The organism is Roseitalea sp. (assembly GCF_984466335.1).
In genome coordinates this window covers 1-18,084 of sequence record NZ_CFIFWG010000050.1, presented here as the reverse complement: position 1 = coordinate 18,084, position 18,084 = coordinate 1, and the positions used below count along the sequence as shown (strand labels likewise).

Sequence of the window (18,084 nt, the reverse complement as noted above, 5' to 3'; positions counted from 1 at the left end):
TCCCGCGCGCCTTGCCAGATCACAAAATCCCGGCGCTCAGACGATGCCAGCCAAAGACAAACAGCTCTAGGGTCCGTGGGGGTTCAGGTCTCGGGTCGGGCTTGCCCGGCCGGGGGCAGCCTCACGGCGCGCCGGCCCTCAAGCGCCTTGCCATCGGCGCTTCAGGGACCGCCGAAACGGACCACATCGGCGAAAAGCGCCAGCGCCGTGCGGGTCGATGCGCCCGTCGCCACGACCATCTGCGGCAGGATCATCCATTCGAGCGTCCATGCACTGCCCGAGCGTTCCTGCTCATGGGCCAGCGCATGATGCATTCCGGCGATCTGGGTCGCGTTGAAACGCGCCAGAGTCACCAGGATTTCCGCCTTCACCGGGTTGTGCTTGTGCGGCATGGCCGAGGAACCGCCGGTATCGGCGAGGGCGATGTCGTCGATGCCGTTCTGCGCCATCAGCGCCATGTCCTGGCCGATCTTGCCCAGGCTGCCGGTGACCGCCGACAGCCAGTGCGCGCAATCGGCCACCGGCGTGCGGTCGGCATGCCAGGAGCGTCCGGGCTCCCGCAGCCCGAGCGCGTCGGCCATATGCGCCGCGATGGCGCCCGCATCGGCGCCCAGCCCCTCGCGGGTGCCGACCGGCCCGCCGAGTTGCAGGCGCAGCACGGCCTCACGCACCGGCGCCAGCCGTTCGGCATGGCCCTTGATCGGGGCGTGCCATGCCGCGATCCGATCACGCGCCGTGACCGGAAGCGCCGCCTGCATGCGGGTGCGCGCCATGATCCGACGGCTCCCGAAACGGGCGGCCAGCGCGTCGAGCGCGTCATCGATTTCCGATAGCCGGCCCGAAAGGACCGCAAGGCAATCGCGCAGGCGCAGCGCCATGCTGGTGTCGATGACGTCCTGGCTGGTGACGCCGAGATGAACGGCACCGGCATGGGCCTGGCCGACGCGGGCGCGCAACTGTCGCACGAATTCGGGAACGGCGACGCCATCGCGCGCGGTCGCGGCACGGAGCGCGTCGATGTCGGGGCGCAGCGTTTCGCAGGCCCGCGCGATCGCCCAGGCCGCATTGTGGCCGATCGCGCCGTGTGCGGCCTGAGCGACCGCAAGCGCCTGCTCGAAGCGGGCCATCGCCGCCAGCTCGGCCTTGGCCGAAAGGTGCGCGGCGATGGCCTCGTCCCCCAGAAGACCCGACAGGATCGGCCCGTTACAGGCGGTAAACGACACGGCGTTCAGACCGCTTCCAGCGCGACGGCGATGCCCTGGCCGACGCCGATGCACATGGTGGCGACCGCGCGCTTGCCCGCGCCTTCCGACAGGTCCAGCGCCGCCGTGCCCGTGATCCGCGCGCCCGACATGCCCAGCGGATGGCCGAGCGCGATCGCCCCGCCATGGGTGTTGACGTGTTCGGCGTCATCGGCGATGCCCAGTTCGCGCAGCACGGCAAGACCCTGGCTGGCGAAAGCCTCGTTGAGTTCGACACGGTCGAGACCATCGGCCGTCCAGCCGATGCGTTCCAGGAGTTTGCGCGTCGCCGGCACCGGCCCGATGCCCATAATCCGCGGGGACACGCCGGCGGTCGCGCCGCCCACAAGGCGGGCCATCGGTGTGAGGCCGTGCCGTGCGACGGCCGCCTCGGAGGCGACGATCAGGGCGGCCGCGCCGTCATTGACGCCCGACGCGTTGCCCGCCGTCACGGTGCCGTCCCGGCGAAACGGCGTCTTCAGCGCGGCGAGCCTGTCAAGGCTTGTCTGGCGCGGATGCTCGTCGGTGTCGACGATCAGCGGCTCGCCCTTGCGCTGCGGGACCGTCACCGGCGCGATCTCGCGGGCGAGCCGGCCGCTGGCCTGCGCGGCCGCCGCCTTTTGCTGGCTGCGCAGGGCGAACGCATCCTGATCGGCCCGGCTGACCCGATAGTCCACAGCGACGTTCTCGCCGGTTTCGGGCATGGAGTCGACGCCGTATTGCGCCTTCATCAGCGGGTTGACGAAACGCCAGCCGATGGTGGTGTCGTGGACCTGATTGTGGCGCGAAAACGCGCTTTCCGCCTTGGGCATGACGAAGGGCGCGCGGCTCATCGATTCGACCCCGCCGGCAATCGCCAGTTCGATCTCGCCGGCGCGGACGGCGCGCGCCGCCGTGATCACAGCGTCCATGCCCGAACCGCACAGCCGGTTGATCGTAGTGCCCGGCACGCCGTGCGGCAAGCCGGCCAGAAGCGCGCTCATGCGCGCCACGTTGCGGTTGTCCTCGCCGGCCTGATTGGCGCAGCCCAGAACCACCTCGTCAAGCTGCGCCCAATCGAGATCGGGGTGACGCGCCATCAGCGCCTTGATCGGCACCGCGCCCAGATCGTCCGCGCGCACCGACGACAGGACGCCGCCGAACCGTCCGATCGGCGTGCGGACATAGTCGCAAAGATAGGCTTCGCTCATGCCGTCCCCGCTTCCCCGGACCCTTCATGGGCGGCCCTGGTGCGCGCTTTCAGGTCACGCAACGTCGTCAGTTCGCGTTCGGTGGGGGGCGGCGTTTCCTCGACAGTGGGGGCGAAGCGAACCGGCCAGCCGCAGCTTTCGCGCACCCGGGCACGCGTCACGCCCGGATGCAGCGACATGACGGTGAACGCCCTGGTCTCGGGGTCCGGCTTCCAGATGGCCAGATCGGTGATGAGCAGCGTCGGCCCCTTGGTCTTTATGCCGAGCCGGCGCCGGTGATCGCCGCCCCGGCCGTGGCCAAAGCTCGTAAAGAAGTCGAGCCGCTCGACCATGCCGCGCAGCGACTGTTTCATGGTGATGTAGATCTCGCGCGAGGATGTGGCGATCTCCGGCGCGCCGCCTCCGCCCGGCAGCCGCGTCCTGGGCGCGCCGTAATCCCCGATCACGGTGGTGTTGATGTTGCCGAACATATCGAGCTGGGCGGCGCCCAGAAACCCCACCGTGATCCGGCCGCCCATCAGCCAGTACCGGAACATCTCCGGCACCGGGACGGTGGTGACGGCGGTCTCGCACAATTCGCCGTCGCCGATCGACAGCGGCAGCACGTCCGGCGCGGTGCCGATCGTGCCGCTTTCATAGATCAGCGTTATGTCCGGCGCATGCGTCAGCCGCGCGACGTTGCAGGCCGCCGACGGCGCGCCGATACCGACGAAACACACATCGTCACTGGTCAGCGCGCGCGATGCGGCCACCGTCATCATTTCGTCGGGCGTTGCGTCCGTCATGCCGTCCTCCTGACATGCGCGACCCGGTCCGCGAAGTCGTCGGGGCGCGCCTCAAGCACATGGGTCTTCATCCAGGCCAGGAAGGTGTCGCGATCGCGGGCGATCCGGTCCCATTCCAGATAGGCCGCATTGTCGCGATCGTAATAGCCGTGCGCATAGGACGGATGCGCACCGCCGGGCACATGGCAGATGGCGCGCACGGTCCAGCTCGGCAGCACGCAGGCGTTGGGATGGGCGGCGAGCTCATCGACGATCTCCTCGACCGTGACGACGGCGCGCCTTGACGCGAGCACCGCTTCCTTCTGTACGCCGACAATGCCCTCGATCAGCACATTGCCCTTGCGGTCGGCCTTCTGTGCGTGAATGAAGCCGACATCGGGCCGCAGCGCCGGAACGGCCGCAAGGTCCTCGCCGGTGAACGGGCAGACGACCGACTTGATGTTGGCGTTGACCGCATTCAGCCCCGTGCCCTTGTAGCCGCGAAAGATCGCGCATGGCAGGCCCGCCGCGCCCGCCTCATAGGCCTGCGCCATCGCCGAATGGGAATGCTCTTCGAGCGCGGGCCGGTTCGGCCAGCCCTTTTCGACCGCATCGCGCAGGCGGCGCAGCAAGCCCACGCCGGGATTGCCGGCATAGGAAAAGACGAGCGTGTCGGCCATGCCCATGCCGATCATCTGGTCGTAGATGATGTCGGGCGTCATGCGGACCAGCGTCAGGCCCTTGCGGCCCTGGCGGATTGCCTCGTGCGCGGCCGCATGGGGGATCAGGTGGGTGAACCCCTCGAACGCGACCGTGTCGCCATCGCGCAGATGGGCGCCGACGGCCTCCTCAAGGGATATGAATTCAGGGCTCATGCAGGGGTCTCCGTCAGGCGCTTGTGCATCATGGCGACGCCGCCGAGACCCGGGCCAGAAAAGGCTTGATCACGTCGACCAGGGCGTGCGGCCGATCGATGCATGGCAGGTGGCCGGCATCATCCAGCAGCCGATGGTCGGCGCCCTCGATCAGCCCGGCAAGTTCGGCGACAAGTTCGGGCGGCGTCGCCCGGTCCTGGTCGGCGGCGACGCACAGCGTGGGCACGGCGATCCGTCGCGCGATCCCGGTGTAGTCGGTGTCGCGGATCGCCGCGCAGGTGCCCAGATAGCCCTCGACGGGAACACGTTCGAGCATGTTGCGGTAGCCGGCGCTGGCGGCGGGATGGTCCGCATGGAAGCCGGCGCTGAACCAGCGCTCGACGACGGCCGCCGAGACCGCGGCGATGCCACCCTTCCTGACCGCCTCGATGCGATCCTGCCAGAGCCGTGGGGCGCCGATCCTGTGCCCCGTGCAGCACAAGATGAGCGCCCGAACCAGATCTGGCCTTGCCGCGCTCAGGCCCTGCGCGATCATGCCGCCCACCGAGATGCCGCAGACGATCGCGTCGCGGACCGAAAGGTGATCGAGAAGCGCGGCCAGATCGGCGACATGGTCGTCCATCCGGTAGGGCGCGGGCGTCGCATCCGACAGGCCATGCCCGCGCTTGTCGTAGGCGACGATGGCGACATTGCCCGCAAGAGCGACGATCACATCGCGCCAGATACGGAAATCGGAACCCAGCGAATTGGCGAAAACGACGGTCGGCGCGTCGGCGCCAGCGCCGATGACCTGGTAGTGGATGTTGATTCCGTTGAGCTTGGCGAATTGCATGGCGGTTGGCTTTGCCGGACCTGTCGGGTTTCAGATATCGAAGAACACCGTTTCGTGCTCACCCTGCAAGTGAATATCGAAACGGTAGGTGTCGCCGTCGCGCGGCGCGATCAGCGTCGGCACCCGCACCTTGTGCTCGATGCGGCCGAGCACGGGGTCCTCGGCGTTCGCCGTCGCCTCGTCACCGAAATACATGCGCGTGTGCAGGCCCAGATTGATGCCGCGCGCCACGATCCACAAGCCGATATGCGGCGCCTGCGGCCGCCCGTCGACGAACGGAACCCGGCCCGGCTTGACGGTATCAAAGCTGAAGGCGCCGGTCTCGGCATCCGCCGGCTGCCGGCCCCAGCCCGTGAACTGGGCATCGGCGACACCGCGCATCTCCGAAGGGCTGTTGTAGAGGCCCTGCGCATCGGCCTGCCAGATCTCGACAAGCGCATCGCGCAACGGCGTGCCCGCGCCGTCCATCACCCGGCCGGTCACCGTGATGCGCTCGCCCTTGGTCCTGTCGTTGACCATGCGCGCGCCGAGATCCTCGCCGTAGACACCCGAATTGCCGATGAAATTGGGCGTGCAGCCGATATGGACATAGGGGCCGGCGGTCTGCGAGGCGCTTTCCTTGCGGCGATTGGCGAAGGGGTTCATCTCAGTTGCCGTCCATGCGGTTTTCGAACAGCGTCGATCGCCGTCCGCGCAAAGTGATGTCGAAGCGCCAGGCGCGCGCATCCATCGGAATGGTGTTTTCCATGTCAAGCCGCGCGGTGAGCTGGTCGATCGCCTCGGGATCGCTGATCGTGTTGACGATCGGGCACAAGGCGATGTGCGGGTCGCCCTCGAAATACATCTGGCTTATCAGACGCTGGGCAAAGCCGGACCCGAACACCGAGAAGTGGATATGAGCCGGCCGCCAGTCATTGACGTTGTTGGGCCACGGATAAGGGCCGGGCCGGATCGTGCGGAAGGCATAATAGCCGGCCCCATCGGTCAGCGTCCGGCCGAAGCCGCCGAAATTGGGGTCGAGTGGCGCCAGATAGCCGTCCTTGACGTGGCGGTAGCGGCCGCCGGCATTGGCCTGCCAGATTTCCACCAGCGTCTCGGGGACCGGCCGGCCGCGCTCGTCGAGCACATATCCATGCACGATGATCCGCTCGCCGATGGCGCTCTGGCCGGATTTGGCGAAATTGAGGATCAGATCATCGTCCTTTTCGCCGAGCATGTTGTGACCGAACGCCGGACCGTTGACGTCGCCCAGCGAGCTAGGCAGCGAGATCAGCGCCTTTTTCGGCGAGCGCAGCACGCTGGTCTTGTAGCCGGGCGTATGGGCCGGCGGATGCCGGTCCAGGTCGCGCGGCCAGAAGGGGCCGGTCTCGATGGTGCGGTTCCTCATCCGTCCCCCTCCCCTTTCCGGACCGCGTCCCGCGCCTGCATCTGCGCAAAGACGCGCTTGGCGACGGCAAAGGCGCGATTTGCGGCCGGAACACCGGCATAGATGGCCACGTGCAGCATGGCTTCACAAACATCGTCCCTGCTGGCCCCCGTGTTGGCGGTCGCGCGCAGATGCATCGCCAACTCCTCGTCATGGCCCTGGGCGGCGAGAAGGGCCAGCGTCACGATCGATCGTTCGCGCTTGCTCCACTGGGGGCGCGACCAGACGCCCGCCCAGGCCGCATCGACGATCAGTTCCTGAAACGGGGCGTCAAAGGGCGAGGTGTTGGCCATGGCCTCGTCGACATGCGCATCGCCCAGCACGGCGCGCCGCGTGCGCATGCCGGCCTGACGGCGCGTCTCATCGGAATGCTGGCTCATGGACGGACCCCGCTATGGGCGCCGGCACGACGATCAGCCGTCCGCCGGGCGCATCTGTTCAAAGCACTGTTGCACGATTACCGATTATGATTGAAATGAATAATGCAAAAAATAACCAAATTCATAGCGGTATCGATATGAATGAACTGGCGCGTGTCCGGCTGCGGCAGTTGCAGGTCTTCGTCGAGGTCGCGCGCTTGTCAAGCGTCGGCCGAACCGCCGAAAGCCTCAACATGACGCAACCGGCCGTCACCCGCACGCTGCGCGAACTCGAACGGGTCTGCGGCAAGCCGCTGACCGTGCGCGAGGGCCGCGGAATCCGCCTGACCGCCCATGGCGAACTGTTCGCGCGCCATGCCGCAAACAGCCTTGCCGCGGCGCGCAACGGCCTTGCCGCCCTTGCCAGCCTCGATGCGGTCGGCGGTCCCGAACTGCGCATCGGCGCCTTGCCGACGGTCTCGGCGACGCTGATGCCCGAGGCGATCGCCCGGTTCCTGTCCACCGGCGCGCGCAACCGTCCGGTCGTGATCGCCGGCGAGAACCAGGTGCTGCTCGATCATCTGTTCCATCGCCGTCTCGACCTCGTCCTTGGCCGGCTTGCCGCGCCCGAACGCATGCAGGGGCTGATGTTCGAGCCGCTCTATCACGACCGCGTGGTCTTCGTCATCGACAGCGACCATCCGCTGGCCGGCAGGAGCCGCGTCTCCGACCGCGACATGACGCCCTTTGCGCTGCTCGTGCCGACCAGGGGTTCGATCATCCGGCCATTGGTCGACCGGCTGTTCATCGAGCAGGGGTTCGCCGAACCGCCGCGGGTGGTGGAGACGGTTTCGGCCTCCTTCGGCCGCGCGTTCGTGCGCGAGCACGGCGCGATATGGATCATCTCGCGCGGCGTCGTGGCCTCGGAAATCGAATCGGGTGCCTTCACCGTGCTGCCGATCGACACAGGCTCGACCGTCGGCGCGGTCGGCCTGCATCGCCGTATCGGCGCCGAACAGATGCCCGCCGTCGACATCATGACCTCGATCCTCAAATCGATGCTGCCGGGCCCGTAACGGTGGCCGCAACGCCCGGCCGCCATGGGCGCGAGGCGCCACATCGGCGGTGCCGGGGTCGCGTTCGGACACAAGAGAGGTTTGCGTGAGCGCAGCCGCGTCCGCCAGAAGAACGTCGCCGGCAAGGGCCGATGCCTGCCCTGGGGTCCGGCCCTGTCACCTGGTTGCAACGCCTCCATGGCCGCGGGCCACCGCGACGGGCGCAGGGGCCTTTGCCGCATGCGGGCTGGAAAGACACTCGATCAGCTTGGCGATGCGCGGCACCTGTCGTCGATCGTCGCGAAAAGCGAGTTGGAAAGCCGCGGTGTAGCCGAACCGGCCGGGCGCAAGGGCGCGCATCTGCCCCAGCGCCACCCAACGGGCCGCGTAATGTTCGGGAAGATAGCCCAGAAAGGCGCCTGACAGGATGAGAAGCGCTTCGCTTTCCATCTCCGACACCATCGCGCCGACGCGGTGGCTGGCGAACGCCTTGAGGTCGCGCGCGCCCCAATAGGTCCTGCCGATCAGCCGATGGCGGCGCAGTTCTTCCACGTCGATATCGCCGTCGTCGACACCGAACAGCCGATGGCCGCGACCGCAATAGAAGCTGTGGCGCTCATCATAAAGGTCGACATATTCAAGGCCGAGCGCAACGCGCGGGAAGCTGCCTATCGCCGCGTCCAGCGCGTTCGACAGCACGTCGCGAAGCAGCGCGTCGGGCGGCCGGGTGAAGATCTGTATCTCCGATTCCGGCGCGGTGGCGGCATAGGCGCCAAGACTGTCGGTCAGCCTGGAGGCCGGATCGGTGATGAGCGTATCGAGCACGCCAAGCCGAACCGGTCCCGCCAGCCGATCGTGCAGACCCGAAACCCGCGCCGAAAATCCTTCGCTGGCCGAAATCAGCTGACGCGCTTCGGCATAGACCGCTTCGCCGGCCTCGGTCAGCACGAACCCGCCACGGCCGCGCCGACACAGCGTCAGGCCCAGCCGCGTTTCAAGCGTCTTCATATGGGTGGATATGGTCGACAGCGACAGATTGATCGCAACCTCGGCAGCCGCAAAGCCACCGGCCTCGACCACCGCCACGAAGATATGCAGCAGGCGAAAATCGGCGATGGTGAGTGGGCCGTGACGCATTTAGTTGGAAACCATTGAAGTGAACTTTGATTGATTTTCATTTTTTCACATCGACGCCTCCCGCACAATCGGCTCGTGAACATGACCAAAGATATCGCCCGGCCCAATTGGCGCCTCGCCTCCGAGACGGGCCGACTGACGGACGTCCTGCTGTGCCGGCCGGATCATTACAGTTGGCTTCCGACCAACGCGATCGCGCGCGCCACTTTGTCGTCGGGCCGGGAGCTGACGCGCGAACATCTGCTTGCCGAATATGCCGAGTTTGAAGCCGCGCTCGATGAAGCCGGTGTCTCACGTCACTATCTGAAGCCGGACCCCGCTCTGAAATATCAGGTCTATACGCGCGATTCGAGCCAGGTTTCGCCGGACGGGCCGGTGCTGACCATGCTGGCGATGCCGCAGCGGCGCGGCGAATATGCGTCCATCATCGCCCATTACGGCAGTGCGTTCTGGCACATGGCGACCGCCGGCACGCTGGAGGGCGGCGACATCCACCTGATACGCCCCGGCCTGGCCGCGATCGGCCACTCCGAGGGGCGCACGAGCGAGGCGGGCGCACGCCAATATGCGGGCTGGCTTCAGGCCAAGGGCTGGGATGTGCGCCTTGTGCCGTTCGACGACCACTTCCTGCATCTGGACGTCATCTTCTCGATGGTCGCGCCGGGCCTTGCGCTTGCCTGCGCCGATGCCCTGCCCGACGATTTCGTGGCATGGCTCGGGCGGCACGGCATCCGCCTCATCGAGGTGCGCTATCGCGAGGCGATGGCCGACATGGCCTGCAACGTGCTCGCGCTCGGCGACGGCAAGGTGCTGTCGCCGCGCCATTGCGCGCGCACCAACGCCGCCTTGCGCGCCGAGGGTTTGACAGTGCTCGATCCCGAGTTGAGGCTGTTCGCCCATGGCGGCGGCAGCGCGCATTGCATGACGATGCCGCTGCATCGCGAGCCCGATGAATTGGACACATCGAATGCCGCATAAACACAGGAGCCCATCATGAAACGCATCATCCTGGCGATGCTCGCCGGAACGGCCATCGGCGCATCCTCCGCAAACGCTCGGGAACTGAACGCACTTGTCTGGTGCGACCACACCGACGACGCGCTCATCAAGCCGTTCGAGGAAGAGTTCGGTGTCACCGTCAACCTGCGCGAGTATGAAGGCACGGGCACCGCGCTGTCGCTGATCGAACAGTCGCAGCCGGGCGACTGGGATGTGCTGGTGATCGACGGCGTGGACGTGCCGCGCGCGGTGTCCGCCGGCATTCTGGCGCCCTTGCCCACCGATGAGCTGCCCTATGACACGCTGTTCCCCGAACTGGTCATGGAGGACAACCATGTGATCGACGGCGAGACCTATGCGATCTCGGAGAAGTTCGGCTACAACACCGTTTCGTTCAACTCATCGGCGGTCGGCGCCGAAGATATCGCCGACATGACCGCGCTGTGGTCCGGTGCGTTCGCCGACCGGCTGGCGGTCTACGACTATTACCTGCCGCTGATCGGCATGGTCGCCGTGGGCCTTGGCATGCAGACCGCCTCGCTCTCGCTCGACGATCTGCCGGCGATCGAAGAAGCGCTTCTGGCGCTCAAGGACAATGCGGCATCGGTCGGCGAGGTCGTCGCCTCCCAGACGGCGATCGCGACCGGAGAGGTCGACATTCTCGTCGGCGGCGGCGAATGGGTCACGGCCGGCCTCGTCTCCGAGATCCCCGAACTGGACTGGATCATCCCCGATCAGGGCGCGGTGCGCTGGTCGCAGTCGATCGGCGTTTTCGCCGACAGCGGGCAGCCGGACCTGGCGCTCGAATTCGTCAAACACGTGCTCAGCCCAGAGGGGCAGGCGGCGCTGGCGACATCGTCATGTTATTGGGCGATGCCCGCCAACGCGGCCGCGGGCGAGGTCATGACGGACGATCAGAAGCGTGCCCTGCGCTGGGATCAGCAGACGGGCTATCTTGCCCGCGCGCAGCTCTATCCGGCGCCCGACGCCGAACTCGACGCCGCCATGCAGGATCTTTGGACCCGATTTCTGGCGCATTGAGGATGGCACCGGCGGGCGCAGTCACGCTCGAAGCCCGCGAACGGCGGCGTGCCCTCTGGCTCATCGCCCCGGCGCTTGTGTGGACGGCGGTGTTCTTCGCGCTGCCGTTCCTGCTCATGGGATTGATGAGCTTCTGGCGGCGCACCGACGCCGGAATCGAGCGGATTTTCCGACCGGACAATTACGCCGCGATCATCCAAAGGCCGGCCTATCTGGAAGCGGCGCTGAACTCGCTTGAAATCACGCTGACCGTCACGGTTCTGTCGGTCCTGCTCGCCTATCCGCTCGCATGGATCATCGCCGAGGAGGTGCCAAAGCGCTATCGCCGCCTCGCGCTGGCCATGGCCGTCATCCCGTTCTGGACGTCCTATGTCGTGCGCTCCTATGCATGGTCGCTCGTGCTGGCGCGGCAGGGCGTGCTCAACGACTGGCTGACCGGCATCGGCCTGCCGGCGCTCGACCTGGCCAATTCGCGCGCGGCGACGGTGATCGGCTTCACCCATTTCTTCACCATGCTGCTGACGCTGACGATCTATGCGAGCCTGGTGCAGATCGCGCCCAATCTGCGCAAGGCCGCCGCCGATCTGGGCGCCGGGCCCCTCGCCACGTTCCGCTTCATCGTCCTGCCGCTGACGCTGCCGGGCATCGCCGTCGGCGCCTTTCTGACGTTCGCCTTGTGCATCGGCGATTATGTGACGCCGCAGATCCTGGGCGGCGGCAACGATCTCGCCCTGCCGCAACTGATCATGTTGCAGATCGGGCGCCGCGCCGACCTGCCCATGGCAGCGGCCCTGTCGATCGTCCTGATGATCGCCGTTACCATCGCCTATCTGCTCTTGGCCCGCTTCATGCGCGTGGGGGCACGATGACCCGCTTTGCTGTGTGCGCCGGCTATATGGTGCTGCTCTACGGCTTCATCTTCCTGCCGGTCGCGGTGCTGGTCCTTTTTTCCTTTCAAGACGGCCGGTTCCCGATCCCCCCGTTTCGCGGTTTCACCCTTCGCTGGCACGCCGAAATTCTCGCCGACGATGCGTTGGTGGCCGCGCTTTTCAACTCGCTGCTCGTCGCTGTGGTCTCGTCGGCCATGGCGTTGCTGCTTGGTTTCCTGGCGGCCCGCGCGGTCGCCTCGGGTCGCCTGCCGGGCGCGCCGGCGATCCGCGGCATGCTGACCGCGCCTTTGTCGGTGAGCTATCTGGTGATCGGCCTGGGGTTGCTCGCCAGCTTCAACATGGCCGGGCTGAGCCTGTCGCTTGGCACGGTGGCCGTCGGCCATATCGTGATCAACACACCGCTTTGCTTTGCGATCTGCCTGGCTGCGCTGGGCGAGCCGCAATTGTCGGCCGAACGGGCGGCGCGCGACCTCGGCGCCGGCGAAATCGGCGTCATGGCGCTTGTCACCGCGCCGATGATCACGCCCGCGCTGGTGGCGGCGTTCCTCCTTTCGGTGACATTCTCCTGGGACGAGTTCATCATCGCGTTCCTGCTGTCGCGTTTCGACGTCACGCTGCCCGTCGAAATCTGGAGCCTGCTGCGCTCCGGCCTCAACCCGAAGACCAATGCGATCGGATCGCTCGTCTTTATGTTGTCGGCCGTTGCCATCCTCGCCGTCGAACTGGCCGTCTTGAGGCGCAAATGACCGCATCGATCGACATACGCGCGCTGAGCCGCACCTTCCATGACATCAAGGCGCTCGACCGTATCGACCTGCACGTCGAAGCCGGCGAATATTGCGTGCTGCTCGGGCCGTCCGGCTGCGGCAAGACCACGCTTTTGAACATCATCGGCGGCTTCGCCGATCCCACCCGTGGCGATGTGCGGATCGGCGGCCGATCGATGGTGGGCGTTCCGGCGGCGCACCGCCCGACGACGACCGTCTTTCAGGACTATGCCCTGTTTCCTCACATGAGGCTGCTCGACAATGTCGCCTTCGGCCTGCGCATGCGAAAAGTGGCGAAAGGCCCGCGCGAGGACAGGGCGCGCCGGATGCTCGATCTGGTCGGCCTGCCCGGCGCCGAAGGGAAAAGCCCCGGCGAATTGTCCGGCGGTCAGCGACAGCGCGTGGCCTTGGCGCGCGCGCTCGCCGTCGACCCGGACGTGCTGCTGCTCGACGAGCCGCTCGGCGCGCTCGATCTGAACCTGCGCCGGTCGATGCAGGAGGAACTCAAGGCGATCCAGCGCAGGGTCGGCGCCACCTTCGTCCACGTCACCCACGATCAGGAAGAGGCCATGGCGATCGCCGACCGCATCGTCGTCATGAATGCGGGCCGGATCGAGGATGAAGGCAGCCCCGAGCGGGTTTATCGCCGTCCTAGGACGCGATTTGCCGCCGCGTTCCTCGGCGAGATGAACTTCATCGACGGGCATATGGCAGATGGCCGGGCGATCACCGCGCTCGGCCCGCTGCCGATCGGCGAACGTGCGGCCAGCGGTAGCGCCGTCACCGTTTGTATTCGCCCCGAACAGCTCGGCCCCGGCCACGCCCATCGGGTCGGAAACGCGACGGTGACCGAAACGATGTTCCAAGGCGCGCACCGCCGCGCAAGGGTCGTGCCGGAGAACGCCAAGGACATCGAATTGCTCGCGCGCCTGCCGGTGGGAACGAAAGCTTCGGTCGGCGACACGGTGCCGTTGTCCGTCGATCTGAATGCCGTTACGCTGCTGGACGAAGGAGCGGGCCGATGAAGCGGATCAGGGCGGACAAATGGTGGCGCGTGACGCCGCTGGACGACGATGTCAGCCTGATCGACGAGCCGCATATCAAACCTTTCTATCGCTGCAATTGCTGGCATGTGCGCGGCCGGGACGAGGACATGCTGGTGGACAGCGGCATGGGCGTGGTCAGCCTCCGGCGATGGGTTCCGCTGGTAACGGAACGGCCGCTTCTGGCGGTCGCCAGCCACACCCATTTCGACCATATCGGCTGTCATCACGAGTTCGGCGCGCGTGCCGTGCATCGCGCCGAAGCCCATATGCTGGCCGCGCCCGGCCGCAAGGAAACGCTCGCGGACCCCTACGTCACCGACGACATCTTCGATGCGATGCCGCCCGAGCCCTATGCGTCCGCGCGCTACAAGGTCGCGCCGGCGCCAGCGACCCGGCTTCTCGAAGACGGCGACATCATCGCCGCCGGAGGCCGCCATTTCGAGGTGATCCATACGCCGGGCCATTCACCGGGCGGGATCGCCCTGTTCGAGGCGGACACGGGCATCCTGTTTTCCGGCGACATCGTCTATGACGGCCCGCTGATCACCGACACCTATCATTCGGACATGAACGACTACGTCACGTCGATGAAGCGGCTTGTGGACTTACCGGTGCGCGTGGTCCATGGCGGCCACTTTCCCAGTTTCGGCGGCGCGCGCCTGCACGAAATCGTCACACGCTGGCTAAGCGTTCACGACGTCTGATCGGAGCCGGCCTTGGCGACCGCCTCGGCGCGCTTCATCCGCCGATGTTCGTCCTCGACCACGCCGATCTTCCAGTAGCCGGAAATATAGGTGTCCTTCCTGGGCAGGTCCTTTTCACCGTGCAGGAAGTGCCGCAGCGCGCGGATCACGCCGCTTTCACCGGCGATGCATGTCTGGACGGTGCCTTTCGGCCAGTCGAGGGCGCGGATCAGCCGCTCCTGCGCGCCCGAAGGCGTGTGCGGATCCGGCTGAACGGACCAATGGACATCGATGCCCGGCGGCGCGTCAATCGCCTGCCGGTCATCCTGGCTGGTGATCTCGATCACCGCCAGCCCCCTGGCGTCGCGCGGCATGGCTTCGAGCGTTGCCGCCGCCACGGGAAGGGCCGACATGTCGGCGGCGACCAGGTACCAGTCGGCGTAAAATTCGGCCAGCTTGATGTTTCCCGGTCCGGCAAAGCCGCAAAAGCTGCCGGGTTCGGCTCGCAGCGCCCAGGCCGAGGCCGGCCCCTCGTCGCCATGGGCGACGAAATCGATATCGATCTCATCGTCGTCGGGCCGGGCGTGGCGGATCGTATAGGTGCGCGTGACCGGGCGCGGCCCGTCCGCCAGTTGGGCGGCGAAATCGGCGCGCGTCTGTCCCGCGGCCGGCAGCAGGATCTTGCAGTGCGCGCCCTCGCAGCCGGCCGGAATGGCGGCCAGTTCCGGGCCGGACAGGGTGATGCGGATCATGTTGGGCGTGATGCGCTGCGCCCTGCGGACCGTCAGAAGGCGCGGCGCGGCCTTTTTCGATGCCTGCGCCCTGACCGGCGCGGGCGCGTTCGCGACCCCGCTCATCGCGCCCTCACCTGCCGCACCACGCCGCCCGGCGCGATATCGGCCGCGCACTCGTTGCGGTCGGCAAAGCCGTTGCCCAGCATGCAGGCGCCGACGACGAACACATAGCCGTCGACCTCGGCACACGGCGCGTTCGGCGTTTCGAAGGTTGCCGAAGCCGCGCTCCCGCCATCGCCGAACAGGAAAGACGCGCCCTTGCTTCGGCCGACCTGCTCGTCGCCGACGAAAATGTAGAAGTAACCGTTGACGTCCCGATAGGGCGCTTCGTCCCCGCCCCGCATCTGGAACGTTGCGGTGCAGTAATATTCGCGCTGGCCGGTCTCCTGAAGAACCATGGTCAGCGTCTGCCCGGCGGAGGCGGGCGCGACCGGTGCGATGGCCGGAGCCAGGACGGCAAGAGCGGCGAAGCGGCGTGCGCGCATGATGTTAGTTCCTTGGCTTGAGGGAAGGTATCAGCCGCGGCGTGCGCGCCGCATAGGACCGGTAGGTTTCGCCGAAATGCTCGACCATCATCCTCTCCTCGCGCTCGACGCGCAAAAGGTAGAGCGCGGTGAAGGCGACGAGGCCGGCGAGGCCGGCCAGCCAGTTTTCCAGAAGCAGCGCCTGGCCGATGCAGATCAGAAAGATCGCCGTGTACATGGGATGGCGCATGCGGCCATAGACGCCGCTCGTGATCAGTTCGTGCTTGTCGCGAATTTCCAGCGTCGGCGACCAGTAGGCGCCCAGATCGGCATGGGCGCGGTAGAAGACGTAAACGCCCAGACCCATGGCGAGGGCACCGATGACGAACGCCGCCATCGTTGGCGTGTAGAGCGCGAAATCGATCAGCGGCGTCACGAGGGCGATCAGCGGAAGCAGCATCATGCCGATGGCGGTGGCAAAAAGCGTGGCCTTCTCCAGACGGTCGATGTTCGCAGCGGCAACCTGGAGCGGATCGCCGCGTGTCAGTTGGGCGCGGATGACCAGCCAGGCGATCGTCGCGCCGATGAAGACGAGCGTCGCATATGTGATCTCCCCCTGCCGCCACACAAAGGCGGGGATGCCGGCGAGAAAAATGGCGGGCGCCAGATAGCGCAGCAGCGTCTTCATGGCATATCCTAAGCTGCGTTGTCCGGCGCGCGGGCGGCGTGCGCCATATGGGGCATGACGAGCATGCCGATGCCGCCGGCGCCCTTGCCGATATGCATGGGGCAGCCATAGACGCGTTCGAGATTGGCGCCGGTCAGAACATCGGCCGGCGCGCCGGCGGCGAAAACGCGCCCGCCGCTCAGCAAGACGATATTGTCGGCGAAGGCCGCGGTCAGGTTGAGATCGTGCATGATGGCCAGAACGCCGCCGCCGCGCGCGGCGTAATCGGCGGCGATCCGCATGATCTGAAGCTGGTGCTTGATGTCGAGGCTGGAGACCGGTTCGTCCAGGAACAGATAGCGCGGCACGCCGTCAAGCTGCGGTTCCCAGACCTGGCACAGAACCCGCGCAAGCTGCACGCGCTGCTGCTCGCCGCCCGACAGTTCCTGATAGAAACGTCCCTCGAAGCCGCAAAGGTCGACGGCACGGAGCGCCAGGGCAACAAGGTCGCCGTCGCCCGTGCCCGCAATGCCGCTGGTCAGGCCGAGCCGCACCACCTCGTGCACGGTGAAGGGAAAGGCGAGCGTCGCGCTCTGCGGCAGCACGCCGCGCATCGCCGCCAACTGCCAGGGCTGCGCGCCGGCGATGTCGACCCCGTTCAGCGCGGCGGCGCCCGAATAGGCGATCTCGCCGGTCAGCGCGCGCATCAAGGTGGTCTTGCCCGAGCCGTTCGGGCCGATCACGGCGGTCACCTCGCCCGCACGCGCGGCGATATCGACGCCGTGCAGAATCGGCGCCCCTGCCAAGCTCACATGGATGTCGGAAGCATCGAGCATGGTCACAAATCCACGATGCCGCGCCGGCGCAGCAGGATCCACAGGAAGAAGGGCGCGCCGATCGTCGCGGTCACGATGCCGATGGGCAGTTCGGCCGGCGCGACCACCTGCCGGGCGATGGCATCGGCGAGCAGCAGCATCACCGCGCCCAAAAGCGCGCAGGCCGGCAGCAGATAGCGGTGGTCCGGCCCGATCAGAAGGCGCAGCAGATGCGGCACCACGATGCCGACAAAGCCGATGCCGCCCGAGACCGCGACCGCCGCCCCCGTGGCCGCCGCGACGGCGACGATGGCGATCCGCTTGAAGCGCTGCACGTTCAGGCCCAGATGCTGCGCGGTCGCCTCGCCCAGCGTCATCGCGTTGAGCCCGCGCGCGAGCAGCGGCGCGAGCAGGACGACGGGCACGATGATCGGCGCGACGGCCGCGATCTTGATCCAGGTCGCGCCGGCCACCGAGCCGAGCCCCCAGAAGGTCAGGTCGCGCAATTGCTGGTCGTCGGCCCAGAAGACGAGCAGACCGGTGAACGCACCGGCCATCGCGCCGAGCGCGATCCCGGCCAGCAGCATGGTCGCGACCGAGGTGCGGCCGTGCCGCGTCGAGACCCGATAGAGCAGAATCGTCGTCACCAGCCCGCCCAGAAAGGCCGCGAACGGCACATGATAGATGCCGAAAAGCGCGGCGACGGGCGCCAGGACGCCGCCTCCCAGAACGATGAAGGTCACAGCGCCCAGACCGGCGCCGGCCGACACGCCGACGATGCCCGGATCGGCGAGCGGATTGCGGAACAGGCCCTGCATGACGGCGCCGGAGACCGCAAGGGACGCGCCGATCAACGCGCCGAGAACGGCCCGCGGCAGCCGGATGTCGACGATCACCACGCGCTCGACCGTGCCGACGGCGCCGGCGTTGCCGGTGATCAGGGCCCAGAACACGGCGGCCGCTGACGTGTCGGTCGCACCCGATGTCAGGCTGAAAAGGAACACAACTTCTGTGCTTGATGAGAATGAGTCCCACAGGC

21 protein-coding genes are annotated in these 18,084 nt (G+C 67.0%); 7 read left to right on the top strand and 14 right to left on the bottom strand.

Translation table 11 applies throughout. From position 1 onward, the window contains the following. Positions 1–161: 161 nt before the first annotated feature. From AC5E6L_RS06685 to pcaC, 8 genes are read right to left on the bottom strand one after another with little or no spacing between them, the layout of a single operon-like run. Positions 162–1,223: a 3-carboxy-cis,cis-muconate cycloisomerase gene (locus AC5E6L_RS06685; RefSeq protein WP_491772124.1), complete on the bottom strand. Its 1,062-nt coding sequence runs from the start codon at positions 1,221–1,223 to the stop codon at positions 162–164. A 5-nt stretch (positions 1,224–1,228) separates the two neighbouring features. Then, positions 1,229–2,431: a 3-oxoadipyl-CoA thiolase gene (gene pcaF / locus AC5E6L_RS06680; protein ID WP_491772122.1), complete on the bottom strand. Its 1,203-nt coding sequence runs from the start codon at positions 2,429–2,431 to the stop codon at positions 1,229–1,231. Next, entirely contained in the window at positions 2,428–3,216 is a 789-nt protein-coding gene (locus tag AC5E6L_RS06675) for a CoA-transferase subunit beta (protein WP_491229847.1), read from the bottom strand. Before AC5E6L_RS06675 ends, pcaF begins: the two co-directional genes overlap by 4 nt. After that, the gene (locus tag AC5E6L_RS06670) at positions 3,213–4,070 is read right to left on the bottom strand and encodes a CoA transferase subunit A (RefSeq protein WP_491229848.1); all 858 of its coding nucleotides are present in this window, start codon (positions 4,068–4,070) and stop codon (positions 3,213–3,215) included. The genes AC5E6L_RS06675 and AC5E6L_RS06670 overlap by 4 nt, the downstream gene beginning before the upstream one ends. Positions 4,071–4,098: 28 nt before the next feature. After that, the gene (gene pcaD, locus AC5E6L_RS06665) at positions 4,099–4,902 is read right to left on the bottom strand and encodes a 3-oxoadipate enol-lactonase (protein WP_491772120.1); all 804 of its coding nucleotides are present in this window, start codon (positions 4,900–4,902) and stop codon (positions 4,099–4,101) included. A gap of 30 nt (positions 4,903–4,932) precedes the next feature. Next, positions 4,933–5,547, bottom strand: coding sequence for a protocatechuate 3,4-dioxygenase subunit alpha (pcaG, locus tag AC5E6L_RS06660; protein WP_491229850.1), 615 nt, complete (start codon positions 5,545–5,547; stop codon positions 4,933–4,935). A gap of 1 nt (position 5,548) precedes the next feature. Continuing rightward, entirely contained in the window at positions 5,549–6,289 is a 741-nt protein-coding gene (gene pcaH, locus AC5E6L_RS06655; RefSeq protein ID WP_491229851.1) for a protocatechuate 3,4-dioxygenase subunit beta, read from the bottom strand. Continuing rightward, a complete protein-coding gene (gene pcaC / locus AC5E6L_RS06650) occupies positions 6,286–6,708 on the bottom strand; it encodes a 4-carboxymuconolactone decarboxylase (RefSeq protein ID WP_491772117.1) in 423 nt (140 codons plus the stop codon). The genes pcaH and pcaC overlap by 4 nt, the downstream gene beginning before the upstream one ends. 137 nt (positions 6,709–6,845) lie before the next feature. Between pcaC and pcaQ the strand changes: the two genes are divergently transcribed. Further along, a complete protein-coding gene (pcaQ, locus tag AC5E6L_RS06645; protein ID WP_491772115.1) occupies positions 6,846–7,763 on the top strand; it encodes a pca operon transcription factor PcaQ in 918 nt (305 codons plus the stop codon). Positions 7,764–7,919: 156 nt separating this feature from the next. On the opposite strand, the gene AC5E6L_RS06640 is transcribed toward pcaQ, so the two are convergent. Next, positions 7,920–8,879 (bottom strand): LysR family transcriptional regulator, encoded by a 960-nt coding sequence (locus AC5E6L_RS06640; protein WP_491230875.1) that lies wholly within the window; start codon positions 8,877–8,879, stop codon positions 7,920–7,922. A gap of 81 nt (positions 8,880–8,960) precedes the next feature. Here AC5E6L_RS06640 and AC5E6L_RS06635 point away from each other — a divergent pair, with 81 nt between their 5' ends. From AC5E6L_RS06635 to AC5E6L_RS06610, 6 genes are read left to right on the top strand one after another with little or no spacing between them, the layout of a single operon-like run. Continuing rightward, positions 8,961–9,857 (top strand): dimethylarginine dimethylaminohydrolase family protein, encoded by an 897-nt coding sequence (locus AC5E6L_RS06635; RefSeq protein WP_491772113.1) that lies wholly within the window; start codon positions 8,961–8,963, stop codon positions 9,855–9,857. A 15-nt stretch (positions 9,858–9,872) separates the two neighbouring features. Next, positions 9,873–10,919: an ABC transporter substrate-binding protein gene (locus AC5E6L_RS06630; RefSeq protein ID WP_491231019.1), complete on the top strand. Its 1,047-nt coding sequence runs from the start codon at positions 9,873–9,875 to the stop codon at positions 10,917–10,919. Between the two features lie 2 nt (positions 10,920–10,921). Continuing rightward, on the top strand, positions 10,922–11,788 hold the full coding sequence (locus tag AC5E6L_RS06625) for an ABC transporter permease (protein ID WP_491772110.1): 867 nt from the start codon (positions 10,922–10,924) through the stop codon (positions 11,786–11,788). Then, the gene (locus tag AC5E6L_RS06620; RefSeq protein WP_491772108.1) at positions 11,785–12,555 is read left to right on the top strand and encodes an ABC transporter permease; all 771 of its coding nucleotides are present in this window, start codon (positions 11,785–11,787) and stop codon (positions 12,553–12,555) included. The genes AC5E6L_RS06625 and AC5E6L_RS06620 overlap by 4 nt, the downstream gene beginning before the upstream one ends. Beyond that, positions 12,552–13,601, top strand: a complete 1,050-nt coding sequence (locus AC5E6L_RS06615; protein ID WP_491230819.1) for an ABC transporter ATP-binding protein — start codon at positions 12,552–12,554, stop codon at positions 13,599–13,601. Before AC5E6L_RS06620 ends, AC5E6L_RS06615 begins: the two co-directional genes overlap by 4 nt. Further along, on the top strand, positions 13,598–14,326 hold the full coding sequence (locus tag AC5E6L_RS06610) for an MBL fold metallo-hydrolase (protein WP_491230820.1): 729 nt from the start codon (positions 13,598–13,600) through the stop codon (positions 14,324–14,326). Before AC5E6L_RS06615 ends, AC5E6L_RS06610 begins: the two co-directional genes overlap by 4 nt. Here AC5E6L_RS06610 and AC5E6L_RS06605 read toward each other — a convergent pair. The 5 genes from AC5E6L_RS06605 to AC5E6L_RS06585 form a co-directional block, all read right to left on the bottom strand. Then, positions 14,314–15,162, bottom strand: a complete 849-nt coding sequence (locus AC5E6L_RS06605) for a siderophore-interacting protein (protein WP_491772106.1) — start codon at positions 15,160–15,162, stop codon at positions 14,314–14,316. The genes AC5E6L_RS06610 and AC5E6L_RS06605 overlap by 13 nt on opposite strands. After that, entirely contained in the window at positions 15,159–15,584 is a 426-nt protein-coding gene (locus tag AC5E6L_RS06600; protein WP_491772104.1) for a hypothetical protein, read from the bottom strand. Before AC5E6L_RS06600 ends, AC5E6L_RS06605 begins: the two co-directional genes overlap by 4 nt. Before the next feature lie 4 nt (positions 15,585–15,588). Continuing rightward, complete coding sequence (locus AC5E6L_RS06595) at positions 15,589–16,251, bottom strand: protein-S-isoprenylcysteine O-methyltransferase (protein ID WP_491230015.1); 663 nt, start codon at positions 16,249–16,251, stop codon at positions 15,589–15,591. An 8-nt stretch (positions 16,252–16,259) separates the two neighbouring features. Then, the gene (locus AC5E6L_RS06590) at positions 16,260–17,066 is read right to left on the bottom strand and encodes a heme ABC transporter ATP-binding protein (RefSeq protein WP_491230016.1); all 807 of its coding nucleotides are present in this window, start codon (positions 17,064–17,066) and stop codon (positions 16,260–16,262) included. Between the two features lie 2 nt (positions 17,067–17,068). After that, the coding region (locus AC5E6L_RS06585; RefSeq protein ID WP_491772101.1) for a FecCD family ABC transporter permease at positions 17,069–18,084 on the bottom strand (1,016 nt) is incomplete at its 5' end.

Bases quoted from the DNA above. Each gene is read 5' to 3' on its own strand.
- pcaD (WP_491772120.1), bottom strand. From the start codon at position 4,902: ATGCAATTCGCCAAGCTCAACGGAATCAACATCCACTACCAGGTCATC.
- AC5E6L_RS06595 (WP_491230015.1), bottom strand. From the start codon at position 16,251: ATGAAGACGCTGCTGCGCTATCTGGCGCCCGCCATTTTTCTCGCCGGC.
- AC5E6L_RS06620 (WP_491772108.1), top strand. From the start codon at position 11,785: ATGACCCGCTTTGCTGTGTGCGCCGGCTATATGGTGCTGCTCTACGGC.
- AC5E6L_RS06590 (WP_491230016.1), bottom strand. From the start codon at position 17,066: ATGCTCGATGCTTCCGACATCCATGTGAGCTTGGCAGGGGCGCCGATT.
- AC5E6L_RS06605 (WP_491772106.1), bottom strand. From the start codon at position 15,162: ATGAGCGGGGTCGCGAACGCGCCCGCGCCGGTCAGGGCGCAGGCATCG.
- AC5E6L_RS06610 (WP_491230820.1), top strand. From the start codon at position 13,598: ATGAAGCGGATCAGGGCGGACAAATGGTGGCGCGTGACGCCGCTGGAC.
- AC5E6L_RS06625 (WP_491772110.1), top strand. From the start codon at position 10,922: ATGGCACCGGCGGGCGCAGTCACGCTCGAAGCCCGCGAACGGCGGCGT.
- AC5E6L_RS06670 (WP_491229848.1), bottom strand. From the start codon at position 4,070: ATGAGCCCTGAATTCATATCCCTTGAGGAGGCCGTCGGCGCCCATCTG.
- AC5E6L_RS06635 (WP_491772113.1), top strand. From the start codon at position 8,961: ATGACCAAAGATATCGCCCGGCCCAATTGGCGCCTCGCCTCCGAGACG.
- pcaC (WP_491772117.1), bottom strand. From the start codon at position 6,708: ATGAGCCAGCATTCCGATGAGACGCGCCGTCAGGCCGGCATGCGCACG.
- AC5E6L_RS06615 (WP_491230819.1), top strand. From the start codon at position 12,552: ATGACCGCATCGATCGACATACGCGCGCTGAGCCGCACCTTCCATGAC.
- AC5E6L_RS06640 (WP_491230875.1), bottom strand. From the start codon at position 8,879: ATGCGTCACGGCCCACTCACCATCGCCGATTTTCGCCTGCTGCATATC.
- pcaG (WP_491229850.1), bottom strand. From the start codon at position 5,547: ATGAACCCCTTCGCCAATCGCCGCAAGGAAAGCGCCTCGCAGACCGCC.
- pcaF (WP_491772122.1), bottom strand. From the start codon at position 2,431: ATGAGCGAAGCCTATCTTTGCGACTATGTCCGCACGCCGATCGGACGG.
- AC5E6L_RS06600 (WP_491772104.1), bottom strand. From the start codon at position 15,584: ATGCGCGCACGCCGCTTCGCCGCTCTTGCCGTCCTGGCTCCGGCCATC.
- AC5E6L_RS06675 (WP_491229847.1), bottom strand. From the start codon at position 3,216: ATGACGGACGCAACGCCCGACGAAATGATGACGGTGGCCGCATCGCGC.
- pcaQ (WP_491772115.1), top strand. From the start codon at position 6,846: ATGAATGAACTGGCGCGTGTCCGGCTGCGGCAGTTGCAGGTCTTCGTC.
- pcaH (WP_491229851.1), bottom strand. From the start codon at position 6,289: ATGAGGAACCGCACCATCGAGACCGGCCCCTTCTGGCCGCGCGACCTG.
- AC5E6L_RS06630 (WP_491231019.1), top strand. From the start codon at position 9,873: ATGAAACGCATCATCCTGGCGATGCTCGCCGGAACGGCCATCGGCGCA.